Genomic DNA, 13,831 nt, shown 5'->3' with positions numbered 1-13,831 from the left:
CGTCGCACATACGCTGGCGGCGCGGCGCGGCATCCTTGTTCTCATCAACTACAAGGAGGCGTCATGAACGCAATCAGCTTATTAATGAAGGACCACAAGAACGTCAAGGCATTGTTTGCCCAGTACGAAGGCTTGAGCGACCGTTCCTTCGCGACCAAGAAAAAACTTGCTGATCAAATCTGCCACGAACTGACCGTGCATACCCAGGTGGAAGAAGAAATCTTCTATCCGGCCGTGCGCCGGCCCATCCATGACGGCGACCTGATGGACGAAGCGGTGGTGGAACACGCCAGCGCCAAGGAACTCATCGCGCAAATCCTCGCCATGGACCCCAGCGAAGACCTGTATGACGCCAAGGTCACCGTGCTGTCCGAGCAAATCGAGCACCACGTCAAGGAAGAAGAGGGCGACATGTTTCCCAAGGTGCGCAAGACCGGCGTCGACCTCGACGCACTGGGCGAGCAGATGGCCGCCCGCAAGGAGCAGCTGGCGGCCTCTGGCACCTGATCACACCACCATATTTTTATAACAGGGGAAACTCATGCAAGCTACGCAATTGTCCGTCTCGGACCTGAATCAACCTGGCGTCTCCTGGGGCGCCGTCATCGCGGGCGCCGCAGCGGCCGCCGCCTTGTCCTTCATCCTGCTGATCCTGGGCGTGGGCCTGGGCTTGTCCTCGGTCTCGCCATGGTCGTTCAATGCGACCGCCATCGGCGTGGGCACCATCGCCTGGCTGGCGTTCATGCAACTGGCCGCGTCCGGCATCGGCGGCTATATGGCTGGCCGCCTGCGCGCCAAATGGAGCTCGGTGCATACCGATGAAGTGCATTTCCGCGATACCGCCCACGGCTTGCTGGCCTGGGCCGTCGCAACCCTGCTGACGGTGGCGATGCTGGCCGGCGGCACGCGCGCTGTGCTGAGCGGCGCCATCGATGCGGGCACGGGCGTGGCGGCGGCAGTTGCTCCAGCTGCGGCCGCCGGTGCCGGTGCAGCCGCATCGAATGCCAGCGAAGGCAGCAGTGGCGTTAATCCACTCGACTATTTCTCGGACATGCTGATGCGCTCGGCACCTGCGCCAGCCACCGCAACCGGCGCGCCAGCCATGCCTGCTGCTGATGCACCGGTGAACGCCGCCGACCAGCGCGTTGAAATCGGCCGCATCTTCGCATCGAGCATGTCGAACGGCACCCTGGCTGCCGATGACCGCGCCTACCTGGGCCAGGTGGTGGCCAAACGCACCGGCTTGACGCAAGCCGAAGCGGAAGCCCGTGTCGACGCCGTCTATGGCCGCGCCAGCAAGGCTGCCGCCGACGCCAAGGCCAAGGCCCAGCAAGCGGCCGAAACGGCGCGCAAGGCTGGCGCCCATACGGCCCTGTGGATGTTTGTCGCCCTGCTGCTGGGCGCCTTTGTCGCCGCCCTGGCAGCGACCTTTGGCGGCCGCCAGCGTGACCACGAGCGCGTATTGCGCCACGTGTCGATCTGATCATTTACCTTATTACAGGAGAAACTCCATGCGTTCCATCCTCTTGCTGTTGCTGGGCATCCCGCTGCCGATCGTCATCCTGATCGCCTTGTTCGTCCATTAAACACTCCAGCCATCGTCAAATCGGGCGCAGCCGCAAGGTCTGCGCCCGATTTTTTTTGTGGTGGCCAGACAATGAACATGGAATCGCCCACCACGTTTTTCAATCGCGATGTTGCTCAAAAAGCCAGTTTCGCCACCAGTAACCAGGGTAGAGGTCGGCATGCAACTGGTGATCGAGGCCCTCATACTCCCTGAATAAAAGGCGTTGGCCACCGCTTTTTTCAATCAGCTTGCTGAGTCTGCGGTCGGCAAGAATCGGGTTCTCGGTATCGGCATTGCCGTGCATGACCCAGATCGGCAAGTCCCGCAGCAGCTCTGCGGAGGTATTTGCTGGGGCGATGCCCGAGACCGGCATGATGGCGGCAAACAAGTTTGGCTTCAAGGTTGGCGCAAGCCAGGCGGCCGAGCCGCCCATCGAGAATCCGAGCGCATAAATCCTGGCGCCGTCCACCGGGTGTTGTTGGGCGAATGTTTCGACCAGTTCCAGCGCTGCGATCAAGTCCGCTGAGGGTTCGGCGTATTGATCCGGTGACGGCGGGCCGTAGTTTGCGCTTCGGACTGGAAACTGCGGCACCAGGACATAGGCTTGATATCGTGCGCGTATCTCCGGCATGGCCCAGGATTTTGCCAGGCGGTCGAGCTGCCGCAGGTTGTCGGTGCCGATGCCGCCGGAGCCGTGCAGTTGCAGTACCAGGGGATAGCGCACGCCTGGCTCCGGTTTCAGTGGCGCCAGGATGCGGTACGGCAGCACCGTCCCATTCGATGCCGTAAAAGTATGCTGCGCAAATAAGCCGGGTTCGACGGACGACACCACGTCACGCGCCATCGGTGCCGCGCCATTGATCACCTCATGCCTCGCCATGTGATGAGCGCATCCGCTCAGTGCAGCGAGGACGACGAGTGCCATCGGCAGTAGGAGTTTGTTCATGTAGACCCTTGGGAGTGTGAGCGCAGCATATGTTCCCAAAAGCATGGCTGGCAGGACGGCTGGTGTCAAAGCTTATTTTTCTGCATCTGCCGGTATTGTTGGCACGGATTTGTGTTGCGTCAAACGGCTGTGTAAGATAGCCGGATCACTTTTTCGAGAACCTCCATGACTGCCACCTCCAAGCGCTCCTTCCTGAAAAACGCCGCCATCGTCGTGCTTGCCGGCGGCATGCTGGCCTCGTGCTCGACCTTGATCGGCCCGCGCGACGTCAATCTGTCACTGGCCAAGATGCAGCAGGGCCTGGAACGCCGTTTCCCGATCGACAAGCGGGTGCTGTCGGTGCTGGAGGTGAAGGTCAGCAATCCGCAATTGTCCCTGCAGCCTGAACGCGAACGGGTGGCGCTGTCGGTCGACGCCAGCGTGACGCCGCCGTTTGTGCGCCAGCACTGGCGCGGCAACCTGGCCATCTCGGGCCGCCTGCGGCTCGACCCGCAGCGCAATGCCGTGTACCTTGCCGACGCCAGCGTGGACCGGGTCAATATCGAGGGAATGGATGAGTCGCAGCAGCGCCAGTTCGCCAAGGTGGCCAGCCTGGTGGCCGACCAGCTGATGCATGAAACACCGATCTACACCTTCAAGCCCGAGGATCTGCGCTATGCGGGCGTGCAGTTCGTGCCGACGCAAATAAAAACCACCGGCAGCGGCCTGGTGGTGACGGTCGAGCCGGTGAAATAGGCCGCCAGCGGCCGTCAGTGTGACGAAACAAACTCGACGCCGGCAAACGCCGGCGGAATGGCGAAGCTCGCCCGCATGCGCCTGGCCTCCGCCGCCGGGGCCAGGCCGAACAGCCGCCGGAACTCCCGGCTGAACTGCGACGCACTGGTATAGCCCACGGCGTGGCATGCCGCTTCCGCCGTCAGGTCCTGGCGCACCATCAGCAAGCGGGCCTGGTGCAGCCGCGTCGATTTCAGGTATTGCATCGGCGATGTCTGCGTGATCGCCTTGAAGTGGTGGTGGAAAGCCGGAATGCTCATGCCCGCTTCCCTTGCCAGCTGGGCCAGGTCGAGCGCTTCCGCGTAAGCGGCATGGATGCGGCGCAGCGCGCGGCCTATCCTTCCATACTGGCCTTTCAGCGCCAGCGCCTCGCGCATCGCGCGTCCCTGGGCGCCGGTCAGCACCCGGAAATACAGTTCGCGCAGCAGGCCCGGTCCCAGCACGACCGCCTCCAGCGGCCGGTTCAACGCCTCCAGGAAACGCAAGATCGACAGGCGCATGTCCGTATCGATGGGACTCGACAGCATGCTCTGCGGCGCCTGGGCCGCTTCGGCCACGGCCTGGCGGTCGATATGCAGCATCAGGTCGGCGGCGATGGCGAAATCGAGGTGCAGGTAGAGCGCCAGCAGCGGCTGTGCCGGCGTCGCATCCGTTTCCATGTCGAACGGCACGGGAACCGACACCGCCAGGTAATGCTGCGCGTCGTAGACGTACAGCCTGTCGCCGAAGTAACCGCGCTTGCAACCCTGGCAAACGATGACGATACCCGGATCATAGAGTACCGGCGTGCGCGTCAGGGCCCGGTCGGAACGCAGGATCCGCACGCTGGGCAGGGCGGTGAGGTTATAGCCTTCGGCCGGCGCCAAGGCCCGCAGCAGTTCGACCATGCGCTGCTGGGCCTGGCCGAAAACGTCATCGATTGGATAGTCGGCTATCGGATGAAACATAGTTTTAGGCAAGAAATATAGCGGATCATGGTTTATTGCAGTGCTTTTTGAAGAATAACATGCCAGTTCCGTTAACTTACTTAAAGAAGGCCGTATGGCATCCAATAAACTCTTGCTGATCACCGGTGTCAGCAGCGGCTTCGGCCGCGCCCTTGCGGAACAAGCGCTGGCGGACGGTCACCGCGTGGTCGGTACGGTCAGGAACGCGCAGGCCGCGGCGGCGTTCGAAGCCCTGTGTCCGGCGCGTGCCCACGCGCGCTTGCTTGACGTGACGCAAGTCGATGCCATCGACGGCGTCGTTGCCGAGATCGAAGCGAACCTCGGCGCGGTCGACGTGCTCGTCAACAATGCCGGCTACGGACACGAAGGCATCCTGGAAGAATCGCCGCTGTCAGACATGCGCCGCCAGTTCGACGTCAACGTCTTCGGCCCGGTCGCCATGATCAAGGCCGTGCTGCCGTCCATGCGCACGCGCCGGCGCGGCCATATCGTCAACGTCACGTCGATGGGCGGCTACCTCACGATGCCCGGCATTGCCTATTACTGCGGCAGCAAATTCGCGCTGGAAGGCATTTCGGACACGCTGGCCAAGGAAGTCCGGGCGTTCGGCATCGCGGTGACCGCCGTCGCGCCAGGGTCGTTTCGCACCGACTGGGCCGGCCGCTCGATGCAGCGCACCGCCCGCTCGATTGCGGATTACGACGCCCTGTTCGATCCGGTTCGCCAAGCGCGGGAGGAGAAAAGCGGCAGGCAGTTGGGCGATCCTGGCAAGGCGGCGCGCGCGATACTGGCCATTATCGAGGAGCTTGCGCCGCCGACGCATTTGCTGCTGGGCAGCGACGCGCTGCAGCTGGTGCGGGGCAAGCTGGCCGGCCTTGGGCGCGAGATCGATGCGTGGGAGCAGCTCACGCAGTCGACCGATGGTTGAGCGCCGATCACCATACCGATGATGATTTTCCAGAAATGACAAAACCGCCCGTGGGCGGTTTTGTCATTTCTGATGCGCAAGCACGCTCAGATATAGTAGATCAGCGCAATGATGGCAACCACCAGCGCGATGCGCGTCAGGTTGTAGGCGTTCTTGTTCCACGCCTTGAAGCGGCGGCGGTACTGGCCCATGGCCCACGAGATGCGGAACAGCTTGCTGATGCCGCCGGCCTGGTCGCCCAGTTCGTTCGGCGAGGCGGCGGCCGTCATCAGGGTGCGGCCCAGCCAGCGGTTCAGTGCCTGCGCCCAGCGGAAACGCATCGGGCGTTCGATGTCGCAGAACAAAATGACGCGGTCGCTGTCGGCGTCGTTGCGGGCCCAGTGGATATAGGTTTCGTCGAACATCACGGCCTGGCCGTCGCGCCAGCTGTGGCGCTCGCCATCGACGTCGATAAAGCAGCGGTCGTCATTCGGCGTCTGCAGGCCCAGGTGATAGCGCAGCGAGCCGGCAAACGGATCGCGGTGCGGGTTGAGCTTGCCGCCGGACGGCAGTTCGGCAAACATGGCGGCCTTGATCGACGGAATCGATTGCAGCAGGGCATAGGTTTGCGGGCACATCTGCTGTGCCGACGGGTGGCTGGCGTCATACCATTTCAGGTAAAAACGCTTCCAGCCGTATTTGAAGAAGGAATTGAAGCCGACATCGTCGTTCTTCTCGGCCGCCTTGATCTTTTTCAGTTCCTGCAAGCGCAGCGCTTCATCGCGGATGATATGCCAGTTCTGCTGCAGCGGCGCCAGTTCGGGAAAGTCGGAGACGGCCAGGTAGGGCGTGGCCGGCACTTTTGAAAACGTGTGCATGAACAGGTTCAGCGGCGCCATGAACGACGAGTGGTCGAAAATCTGGCGCCGGAACGGCAGGCGCACCTTGCCCCGGAAATGGATATGTAAAACGGAAAACACAAAAATGCCCAGCAAGGCCCATTTCATACTCAACCTCGATTGTAAAGAATGGGGCAATTATAACCAGTTAATGCGCGCAGCCATGGGGCAGGGTCGAATGCGCGGCTGGCGCCTGCATGGACAAAAAGGCAGGAGCGCGTCCTGGCGCTAAGTGAAGTGCCACACATTGTAGAGAAATAAGTGCTGAAACTTCGTCTAAAAGCAAATATATAGTACTTTTAGGCATCAAAATTCAGTTTCTGAAAATCTTTTTTTGTTTCCTATGAGTTATAGTCTCGCCTATAGAGAAAGCGCCGGTCCAGACCCGCGCCACTCGTTCGGCAAGACCCCCGACAGCCCAAAAAACGCCAGTCACCGGCCTGTATCCCATACCAGGATACCGCCTGCATCGTATCGCCTGCTGTACCACCTATCGCATCGACGCCGCCGTGTCCGGCAAGCATGTTTATTACAGGAACAGGATTAATCATGAAGTCACAACGTAGTCTTACCATCGGCATGCGCCTGACCCTCGGCTTTGCGGCCCTGGTGGCGCTGATGCTGGTGCTGGCCGCTTTTGCCATGCTGCGCATCGGCGCCATTTCGAATGCCATGAAGGCCCAGGAAACCGTGCAGCAGCAAAAACTCGAACCGCTGTACGTGGCGCGCGAGGCGCTCGACCAGACCGGCCTGGCGGCCCGCAACGCCTATATTTTTCCCGATGAAGCGGCCGCCAGCAGGGAGCTGGCGATTCTCGACCAGCAAAAAGCGCTGTACCTCGATGCGTTGTCGAAACTCGCGCCGGTGTTCAAGGGCGACCCGCAGTTCGACAAGGTCAGCATCGGCCTGAACGCCATGGCGCAGGAACTGCTGCGCCCGCGCCAGTTGCGCGAGGCCGGCAAGATGGAAGAGTACGGCACTTTCCTGGTCAATGACTGCAGCCCCCTGCGGCGCCAGATCGTGGCCGATATCGATGCGGTGCTCAAATCGGTGCAGCGCGAGTCGGCACAGGCCAGCGAAGCGGCGCACGCCATCTATGGCCAGTCGGTACGCTGGATGGCCGTGCTGGCCGCGGTCAGCGTGCTGGTCTGCGTGGTGGTCGGCACCGTCATCACGCGCCGTCTGCTGCGCCAGCTCGGTGGCGAGCCCGACTATGCGGCGGCGATTGCCGACCGCATCGCCCATGGCGAACTGGGCATCGAAGTGGTGACGCGTCCAGGGGACGACAGCAGCATGCTGTTCGCCATGAAGACCATGCGCGACAATCTGTCGGCGATAGTCGGCAAAGTGCGCCGCGGCACGGAAAACATTGCGGCCGCCTCGACCGATATCGCCTCGGGCAACCGCGACCTGTCGCTGCGCACCGAGCAGCAGGCCGGTTCGCTGGAGGAGGTGGCCTCGTCGATGGAGCAATTGATTGCCACCGTGCGCCAGAACGCGGAAAACGCCCAGCAAGCCAATCACCTGGCGCGCGAAGCGTCCAAGGTGTCGGAGCAGGGCGGCAGGGCGGTGGCCGAGGTGGTGCAGACCATGGGCCTGATCAACGCCTCGTCGAACAAGATCGTCGACATTATCGGCGTGATTGACGGCATTGCGTTCCAGACCAATATCCTGGCGCTGAACGCCGCCGTGGAAGCGGCCCGGGCCGGCGAACAGGGCCGTGGCTTTGCCGTCGTCGCCACCGAAGTGCGCAGCCTGGCCCAGCGCTCGGCCGCCGCCGCGCACGAGATCAAGGCGCTGATCCACGATTCGGTCAGCAAGGTCGGCACCGGTACCGTGCTGGTGGAAAAAGCGGGCGCCACCATGCATGACGTGGTGGCCGGCATCGGCCGCGTGACGGGCATCATGGCCGAGATCAGCCTCGCCACGCAGGAGCAGGGCGCCGGCATCGAGCAGATCAACCGCGCCATCGTCGACATGGATAAAGTCACGCAGCAGAACGCGGCGCTGGTCGAGCACGCGGCGGCCGCCGCGCACCAGCTGCAGCAGCAGGCGCAGCAGCTGGAGCAGGAAGTGGGCGTCTTCAAGCTGGCCCACGCCCAGCACCAGCCGCTGCTGCTGGCGGCATAGCCTGCGAAGCGCGGCAAGGTGCGCGCGGTTCCGCTGTTACGCGCTACAATGATGGCCGGACCAGCGCACCCAGGATCACCTATGCAGTTGCACCGGCGTCACGATGTCGACCGCCCGGACTTCTTCCCGAAGGCCCGCTTGCCGGTGCTGCGCCATATTCTCGGCGCCATCGGCTGGGCCGTGCTGACCTGCATCCTCTGCTTTGCCATCCTGTCCGCCGCCAAGGCCCTGCTGCCGCCCCAGTACTGGGGCGTGCACACCGGGCTGGCCAGGTTCCAGCGCGAAATGTCGCTGCCGCTGCTGCTGTTCTGGGTCGTCATCTATTCTCCCATCCTGGAAACGTTCCTGGGCCAGCTGCTGCCGCTGGAAATCCTGCGGCGTTTTGGCGTTGGACAGCCTTTGAGCATTTTTATCGGCGCCATCCTGTGGGGCATCGTCCATTATCTGAGCGGCGGCTTGCTGCATGCAATCGTCGCGCTCGGTTCAGGCGCCATGTTCAGCCTGGTCTACCTGCGTTACCGCGAACCGGGCGTGGCGCCGGCCTATGCCACCACCGCCCTGGCCCGCGCCGTCAACAATGCCCTGCTGCTGATCGCCGTCGCCTACGGTTTTGACGCCTGAGGACGCGCCTGGCGCAGCAAATACAGCAGCAATAGCGCGGTAGCCACCGCCAGCGCCGACAACAGCAGCAATAATTGGCGGAACGCCGCGTCATAACTGGCGCGCAGCAGTTCCATGTTGCCTGGCAGCAGCTGCGCGGCCTGCCGCAAATCGCCCAGCGCGGCGCGGCTGGCCGCTTGCGCCAAAGGCAGGCCTGCCGGCAGCGATTCCGCCAGGCTGATGCCGATCAGGCCGGCCAGCACGGCGCCCGCCACCGCCAGCGCCACGCCATCGGCCGAGACGCGCACCGTATTGAAGATGCCGGTCGCCATGCCGGCCCGATCCGCTTCCACCACATTCAGGGCCATCGCATCCATCAAGCCCCAGGGCAGGCCGATGCCGGTGCCGATCACTAGCAGCGCCCAGGGCGTTGCCGCACCGGCCATGGCCAGCCAGACCAGGCCCACGGCGGCCAGCAGCAAGCCGGCCGCGCACAGGAGTGACGCGCTACACCAGCGCAGCAGCATGCTGGCCAGCACAGGCACCAGCAACAGCGGCGCGGCCAGGGCCATCATCAGGCGCCCGGCCGCCAGCGGCGCCATGCCGTCCACCCCGATGAAGCGCCCGGGCAGCATGACGATCAGCACGATAAACAGGAAAGCGGGCGAGGCCGCCAGCACCTGCACGCCGACAAAGCGGCGCTGGCGGAACAGCGACAGGTCCAGCAATGGCTGCGCGGTTCCTTTTTCGATCCGTATGAAAGCTGCGAGCAGCAGCAAGGCCGCCAGGGCCGGCCACAACACCCATGGGCTGCGCCAGCCGTGCTCGGGCGCCAGCAGCAGCGCCACCGTCAGCAGGCCCAGCGCACCGCTGAAGGTGAGCGCGCCGGGCCAGTCCAGCCGGCCGCCGGCATGCGCCGGGTCCTGCGGCACGCTGGCGCCGGCCAGCAAGAACCCCATCACGCCGAGCGCGGCGGTGGCATAGAAGATGGCCGGCCAGGGCGCCACGGCCAGCACGGCGCCGGCCGCCAGCGGACCGAAGGCCAGGCCCAAGCCAAATGTCGTGCCCAGCAAACTCATCACCTGGTTACGCGCCGCGCCCTGGAACAACGGTGACAGCGAGGACATGGCCGCGGCAAACGCGGCCGCGCCACCCAGGCCCTGCACGAAACGCAGTGCGGCGATCAGGGGCACGGACGACGCGCAAGCGATGGCGACGGTGGCCAGGCAGAACACGCTCAAGCCCGCCAACCAAACGCGGCGCCGGCCCAGCAGGTCGGTCAGGCTGCCGGCCACCATCATGGCGCTGCCATAGCTGAGGATATAGGCGTTGAGGACCCAGTTCAGGGCCGATGGACTGGCGCCCGCCACCTGGCTCAGGGCCGGCAGCGCCACGGCCGGGCCGGTAAACGAGAGCGGTATCAGCAAGCCGGTCAGGCAGGCGGCCAGCACCTGCAGCGACAGGGTGCGGCGGGTGGAAGCGGTGGAAACAATATGCATGGCGACTCGCGGCAAGAGGAAGATGCCAGAGTATGGCGGCGCGGAGATTGCAGAAAAATGGGCTAGACTGACGAACATAGCGGACAAATATGTCTTGAATCAGTCACAAGGGAAGAAAATGGATAGCCTGGGCAGTATCGCCATGTTCGTGCAGGTGGCCGACAGCGGCAGTTTTTCGGCCACCGCCCGCCAGCTGGGCTTGTCGTCTTCCGCAGTGGGCAAAAGCGTGGCGCGCATGGAGGCGCGGCTGGGCGCGCGCCTGTTCCGGCGCAGCACGCGCCATCTGTCGCTGACAGTGGAAGGGGAACAGTTCCTGGCGCGCTGCCGGCGCATCCTGGCCGAGGTGGAGGCGGCCGAGCAGGAACTGAGCGCTTCAGCGAAGGGGCCCAGCGGGAAACTGCGCATCAGCCTGCCACGCTACAGCGGCCTGTTCGATACGGCCATCCTGGCCTTCATGCGGGCCTATCCGGCCGTCGAGCTGGACCTGGATTTTTCGGATACGCTGGTCAATGTCGTCAGCGACGGCTACGACGCCGTGGTGCGCACGGGTGCGCTGGCCGATTCGGGCCTGGCGTCGCGCCGCCTGTGCACGTTTCGCCGCCTGCTGGTGGCTGCGCCTGCATACCTGGCCCGGCATGGCCATCCCGCCACCCCGGCCGGGCTGGCGCAACATACACAGCTGCATTATCGCTTTCCCGCCACCGGCAGGCTTGAGCAATGGCCGCTGGCGCCCGGCGATCCCGTGGCCGCTTCTGCGATGGTCTGCAATAGCGTGGAGATGCGCGTGTTCCTGGCTGTGCAGGGGCAGGGCATCGCCTATCTGCCAGCGTTCACTGTCGGGCGTGAGCTGGCGGCGGGACAGCTGGAAAGCCTGCTTGATGACCATACGCAGGAACAGGCGACCTTCTGGCTGCTGTGGCCGGCCAGCAGTCATCTGCCGCCGCGGCTGCGCGTTTTTATCGATTTTCTGGTTGAAAAGCTTGAGAAAGGCGGGCCGGCGTCGCGGCCCGGGGAACCTTGGTTTGGCACTTGAACCGGTACATGCTTTGCCGGTTCGTCTATTTCTGGCCTTCCTGTTTTTTGCGTGCCCTGTTAAAAACTGGCGCGCAGCGTTAATTGTGCGTTGCGCGGGTCGCCATAATAGCCGCTGCCATACAGGCCATAGCCGCTGTAATACGTCTTGTCGAACACATTGTTGATGTTCAGCACCGCGCTGAGCTTGCTGTTGACCACGTAGCGCGCCATCAGGCCGGCCACGGCGAAGCTGCCTTCATCGGCGCGCGCCGGCACGTCGCCCGTCAGGGTGGTGCTGTACCAGGTGCGGCCCTGCCAGTTCAGGTTGGCGCCGACCGTCAGTTGCCGCCAGGCGCCGGGCAGGCGGTAAGTGGTGGCCAGCTTGGCGCTGCGTTCCGGGCGGGTGGTGTCGATGCGCCGGCCGTCCTTGTCGCGCGGGCGGCTCCAGGTGGCGCCGGCCATGATCTGCCAGCCCGGCCGCAGCTGGCCCGTTACCTCGGCTTCGATGCCGCGCGTGGTGGTGCCGTCGATGGCGCGGTACACTTCGCGCTCGTTGGCATCCGTGCCCACGTAATCGGCCAGATTATCCTGCCGGATCTGGAACACGGCCACGCTGGCGTTGAGCTTGCGGTCGAAAAACTCGCCCTTGATGCCGCTCTCCCACGAGGCGCCGGTGGTGGGCGGCAGCGCCCGCGCGTTGGCGTCGCTGACCGATTGCGGATCGAAAATGCTGGCGTAGCTGAGGTAGGCTGAATAGGTGGCGTTCAGGTCGTAGACGGCGCCCGCATACGGCACCAGCTGGTGCCTCTCCTTTGCGTCATCGCGTCCCGTGCCGCCCCAGCCATACACCAGGTCGCCCGTGCGTTCGTACGAATTGAGGCGGCTGCCGACGATCAGCGACAGGCCGTCGGTCGGCTTGAAGCGAGCCGCGCCATAGGCGGCGTATTCCTTGAATGCATATTGCTGCGTCAGGCTGACCTGCATGGCCGCAGGCTGCGGCACGGTATTGTTCCAGCGGCGATAGTCGATCTCCACATTGCCGCCGCCATAAGCGATGTAGTTGGAATCGCGGTGGCTGGCATTGATGCCGAACACCAGTTCATGCTGGCGCCCCAGCCACTGGAACGGCCCCGTCGCATAGGCATCGAGCGAATTGCTGTCGATGACATAGGTCTTGGCGCCGCGCTGCAATGTGGCCAGGCCCGTCGCCTGGTCGGGATAGGGGCCCCAGCTGATGATATTGGCTTGCAGCTGGTCCGTATCTCCCTTCCAGTGACTCGCTTCGGCCCGCAGCTGCCAGCCGTTGTCGAACAGGTGTTCCGCGGCGGCAAACACGCGCGTGCTGCTGCTGCCCGCGTCGGTCCAGCGCGCGGCCGGATTGAAGGAGCGGGCAAAGCGGGTGCGGCTGCCGTCGCTGTAGAACAGCGGATTCTGGCCGAACGAGGAGCCTTGCGAGCCGATCTTCTGGTAGTCGAGCCCGGCCAGCACCTTTGTGCGTGGCGACAGATCCGCCTCGACCACGCCGTAGGCCACAGTCTTGTTCTGGCGGTAATAATCGATATGCGAGCCATGATCCTGGTAGGCCGCCACCAGCCGCGCGCGCAGCGAGCCGTCGGCATTGAGCGGGCCGGACAGGTCAGCCTCGGCCCGGTAGCGGTCTTCGCTGCCCACGCTGGCTTGTGCGTAGGCCTGGAACTGGCGCGTGGGCTTCTTGCGCACCAGGTTGACGGCGCCGGCCGGGCTGCCGGCGCCGCTCATCAGGCCATTCGCGCCGCGCACCACTTCCACCCGGTCATAGATCGCCATGTCGCGGATGCCCAGGCCGTTCGAGTTGGTGCCAAAATCGAAGGTGGGCACGCCGTCATACTGGAAACTGTTCAGGCTGAAGCCGCGCGCATAGTAGTTGTAGCGCTCGGAGTCGTCGTGCGAGACGGTCACGCCCGGCGTCTGCTGCAGCACGTCGGCCAGGGTGGCGATGCCCTGGTCGTCCATCTGCTGGCGCGTGATGACGGTCAGCGACTGTGGCGTTTCGCGCGGCGACAGCACGAAACGGGTGGCGGTGCCGGCCAGCGCCGCCGCATAGGCGCCGCTGTTTTCCGTTTCCGGCACCGGCGCGTTGCCGGCCGTGACGGTGATCTCGGCCAGGCTCTGTTCGCCGCCCTGGGTCGCGTCGCTGGTCCTGGGCAGTGCGCGCAGGGCGAAGTCGGCGGGCCCCAGGCGTACCGCCGTCAGGCCGCTGCCGGCCAGCAGCAGGCGCAGCGCCGTTTCGGCGTCGTGGCTGCCGGCCAGGCCGGCGCTGTGCAAGCCGCGCAGCTCGCCGGCCTGGTAGGTCAATGTCAGGCCGGCCTTGCGGGCCAGCTGTTCCAGCGCCGCGTCGAGCGGGCCGGCGGCGATCTGCAAGGAGTAGACGGCGCCGGCGCCGGGCGAGGCGCCCTGCTGGGCCATGGCGGGCGCCGCCAGCAGCAACAGGGCGGCGGCGACGGCGCTGGCCAGGGTGGAACGGCAGGGAAGGTGTTTTATCGAAGAAGAGATCATGGCGCTTTCAAGG

The 13,831-nt window shown here is 64.3% G+C and carries 12 protein-coding genes; 7 read left to right on the top strand and 5 right to left on the bottom strand.

From position 1 onward, the window contains the following. Nucleotides 1-63: 63 nt before the first annotated feature. Nucleotides 64-507 carry a hemerythrin domain-containing protein gene (locus tag ACP7B7_RS18950; RefSeq protein WP_426077692.1) on the top strand — a complete coding sequence of 148 codons (444 nt, stop codon included), beginning with the start codon at nt 64-66 and terminating at the stop codon, nt 505-507. 34 nt (nt 508-541) lie between these two features. Continuing rightward, nucleotides 542-1,483 carry a hypothetical protein gene (locus tag ACP7B7_RS18945; RefSeq protein WP_426077691.1) on the top strand — a complete coding sequence of 314 codons (942 nt, stop codon included), beginning with the start codon at nt 542-544 and terminating at the stop codon, nt 1,481-1,483. Nucleotides 1,484-1,685: 202 nt separating this feature from the next. Here the strand turns inward: ACP7B7_RS18945 and ACP7B7_RS18940 are convergent, their stop codons facing one another. After that, complete coding sequence (locus ACP7B7_RS18940; protein WP_426077690.1) at nt 1,686-2,513, bottom strand: alpha/beta fold hydrolase; 828 nt, start codon at nt 2,511-2,513, stop codon at nt 1,686-1,688. Nucleotides 2,514-2,678: 165 nt separating this feature from the next. Here ACP7B7_RS18940 and ACP7B7_RS18935 point away from each other — a divergent pair, with 165 nt between their 5' ends. Then, nucleotides 2,679-3,248: a DUF1439 domain-containing protein gene (locus ACP7B7_RS18935; RefSeq protein ID WP_426077689.1), complete on the top strand. Its 570-nt coding sequence runs from the start codon at nt 2,679-2,681 to the stop codon at nt 3,246-3,248. Nucleotides 3,249-3,262: 14 nt separating this feature from the next. Here ACP7B7_RS18935 and ACP7B7_RS18930 read toward each other — a convergent pair whose 3' ends face one another. Beyond that, complete coding sequence (locus tag ACP7B7_RS18930) at nt 3,263-4,234, bottom strand: AraC family transcriptional regulator N-terminal domain-containing protein (protein WP_426077688.1); 972 nt, start codon at nt 4,232-4,234, stop codon at nt 3,263-3,265. A 94-nt stretch (nt 4,235-4,328) separates the two neighbouring features. Between ACP7B7_RS18930 and ACP7B7_RS18925 the strand changes: the two genes are divergently transcribed. Next, nucleotides 4,329-5,162 (top strand): oxidoreductase, encoded by an 834-nt coding sequence (locus ACP7B7_RS18925; protein ID WP_426077687.1) that lies wholly within the window; start codon nt 4,329-4,331, stop codon nt 5,160-5,162. A gap of 86 nt (nt 5,163-5,248) precedes the next feature. On the opposite strand, the gene lpxO is transcribed toward ACP7B7_RS18925, so the two are convergent. Then, nucleotides 5,249-6,148, bottom strand: a complete 900-nt coding sequence (lpxO, locus tag ACP7B7_RS18920) for a lipid A hydroxylase LpxO (protein WP_426077686.1) — start codon at nt 6,146-6,148, stop codon at nt 5,249-5,251. Nucleotides 6,149-6,589: 441 nt separating this feature from the next. On the opposite strand from lpxO, the gene ACP7B7_RS18915 reads away from it, so the two are divergent. Together ACP7B7_RS18915 and ACP7B7_RS18910 are read left to right on the top strand one after the other, a co-directional pair. Continuing rightward, nucleotides 6,590-8,170, top strand: a complete 1,581-nt coding sequence (locus ACP7B7_RS18915; RefSeq protein WP_426077685.1) for a methyl-accepting chemotaxis protein — start codon at nt 6,590-6,592, stop codon at nt 8,168-8,170. Between the two features lie 81 nt (nt 8,171-8,251). After that, nucleotides 8,252-8,791: a hypothetical protein gene (locus ACP7B7_RS18910; protein ID WP_426077684.1), complete on the top strand. Its 540-nt coding sequence runs from the start codon at nt 8,252-8,254 to the stop codon at nt 8,789-8,791. Here the strand turns inward: ACP7B7_RS18910 and ACP7B7_RS18905 are convergent. Then, nucleotides 8,773-10,269 carry an MFS transporter gene (locus ACP7B7_RS18905; protein ID WP_426077683.1) on the bottom strand — a complete coding sequence of 499 codons (1,497 nt, stop codon included), beginning with the start codon at nt 10,267-10,269 and terminating at the stop codon, nt 8,773-8,775. The genes ACP7B7_RS18910 and ACP7B7_RS18905 overlap by 19 nt on opposite strands. Before the next feature lie 118 nt (nt 10,270-10,387). Here ACP7B7_RS18905 and ACP7B7_RS18900 point away from each other — a divergent pair, with 118 nt between their 5' ends. Then, nucleotides 10,388-11,302: a LysR substrate-binding domain-containing protein gene (locus ACP7B7_RS18900; protein ID WP_426077682.1), complete on the top strand. Its 915-nt coding sequence runs from the start codon at nt 10,388-10,390 to the stop codon at nt 11,300-11,302. Nucleotides 11,303-11,361: 59 nt separating this feature from the next. Here ACP7B7_RS18900 and ACP7B7_RS18895 read toward each other — a convergent pair whose 3' ends face one another. Next, complete coding sequence (locus ACP7B7_RS18895) at nt 11,362-13,818, bottom strand: TonB-dependent siderophore receptor (RefSeq protein ID WP_426077681.1); 2,457 nt, start codon at nt 13,816-13,818, stop codon at nt 11,362-11,364. Between the last annotated feature and the right edge of the window lie 13 nt (nt 13,819-13,831).

The organism is Janthinobacterium sp. PSPC3-1 (assembly GCF_049896105.1).
Classification (GTDB): Bacteria; Pseudomonadota; Gammaproteobacteria; order Burkholderiales; family Burkholderiaceae_D; genus Janthinobacterium.
The sequence above is the reverse complement of the archived record's forward strand: the minus strand, read 5'-3'. Positions and strand labels throughout refer to the sequence as shown.

What these genes read in the sequence shown, in the direction of transcription:
- ACP7B7_RS18950 (WP_426077692.1), top strand. Translation starts at nt 64, where the DNA reads ATGAACGCAATCAGCTTATTAATGAAGGACCACAAGAACGTCAAGGCA.
- ACP7B7_RS18945 (WP_426077691.1), top strand. Translation starts at nt 542, where the DNA reads ATGCAAGCTACGCAATTGTCCGTCTCGGACCTGAATCAACCTGGCGTC.
- ACP7B7_RS18940 (WP_426077690.1), bottom strand. Translation starts at nt 2,513, where the DNA reads ATGAACAAACTCCTACTGCCGATGGCACTCGTCGTCCTCGCTGCACTG.
- ACP7B7_RS18935 (WP_426077689.1), top strand. Translation starts at nt 2,679, where the DNA reads ATGACTGCCACCTCCAAGCGCTCCTTCCTGAAAAACGCCGCCATCGTC.
- ACP7B7_RS18930 (WP_426077688.1), bottom strand. Translation starts at nt 4,234, where the DNA reads ATGTTTCATCCGATAGCCGACTATCCAATCGATGACGTTTTCGGCCAG.
- ACP7B7_RS18925 (WP_426077687.1), top strand. Translation starts at nt 4,329, where the DNA reads ATGGCATCCAATAAACTCTTGCTGATCACCGGTGTCAGCAGCGGCTTC.
- lpxO (WP_426077686.1), bottom strand. Translation starts at nt 6,148, where the DNA reads ATGAAATGGGCCTTGCTGGGCATTTTTGTGTTTTCCGTTTTACATATC.
- ACP7B7_RS18915 (WP_426077685.1), top strand. Translation starts at nt 6,590, where the DNA reads ATGAAGTCACAACGTAGTCTTACCATCGGCATGCGCCTGACCCTCGGC.
- ACP7B7_RS18910 (WP_426077684.1), top strand. Translation starts at nt 8,252, where the DNA reads ATGCAGTTGCACCGGCGTCACGATGTCGACCGCCCGGACTTCTTCCCG.
- ACP7B7_RS18905 (WP_426077683.1), bottom strand. Translation starts at nt 10,269, where the DNA reads ATGCATATTGTTTCCACCGCTTCCACCCGCCGCACCCTGTCGCTGCAG.
- ACP7B7_RS18900 (WP_426077682.1), top strand. Translation starts at nt 10,388, where the DNA reads ATGGATAGCCTGGGCAGTATCGCCATGTTCGTGCAGGTGGCCGACAGC.
- ACP7B7_RS18895 (WP_426077681.1), bottom strand. Translation starts at nt 13,818, where the DNA reads ATGATCTCTTCTTCGATAAAACACCTTCCCTGCCGTTCCACCCTGGCC.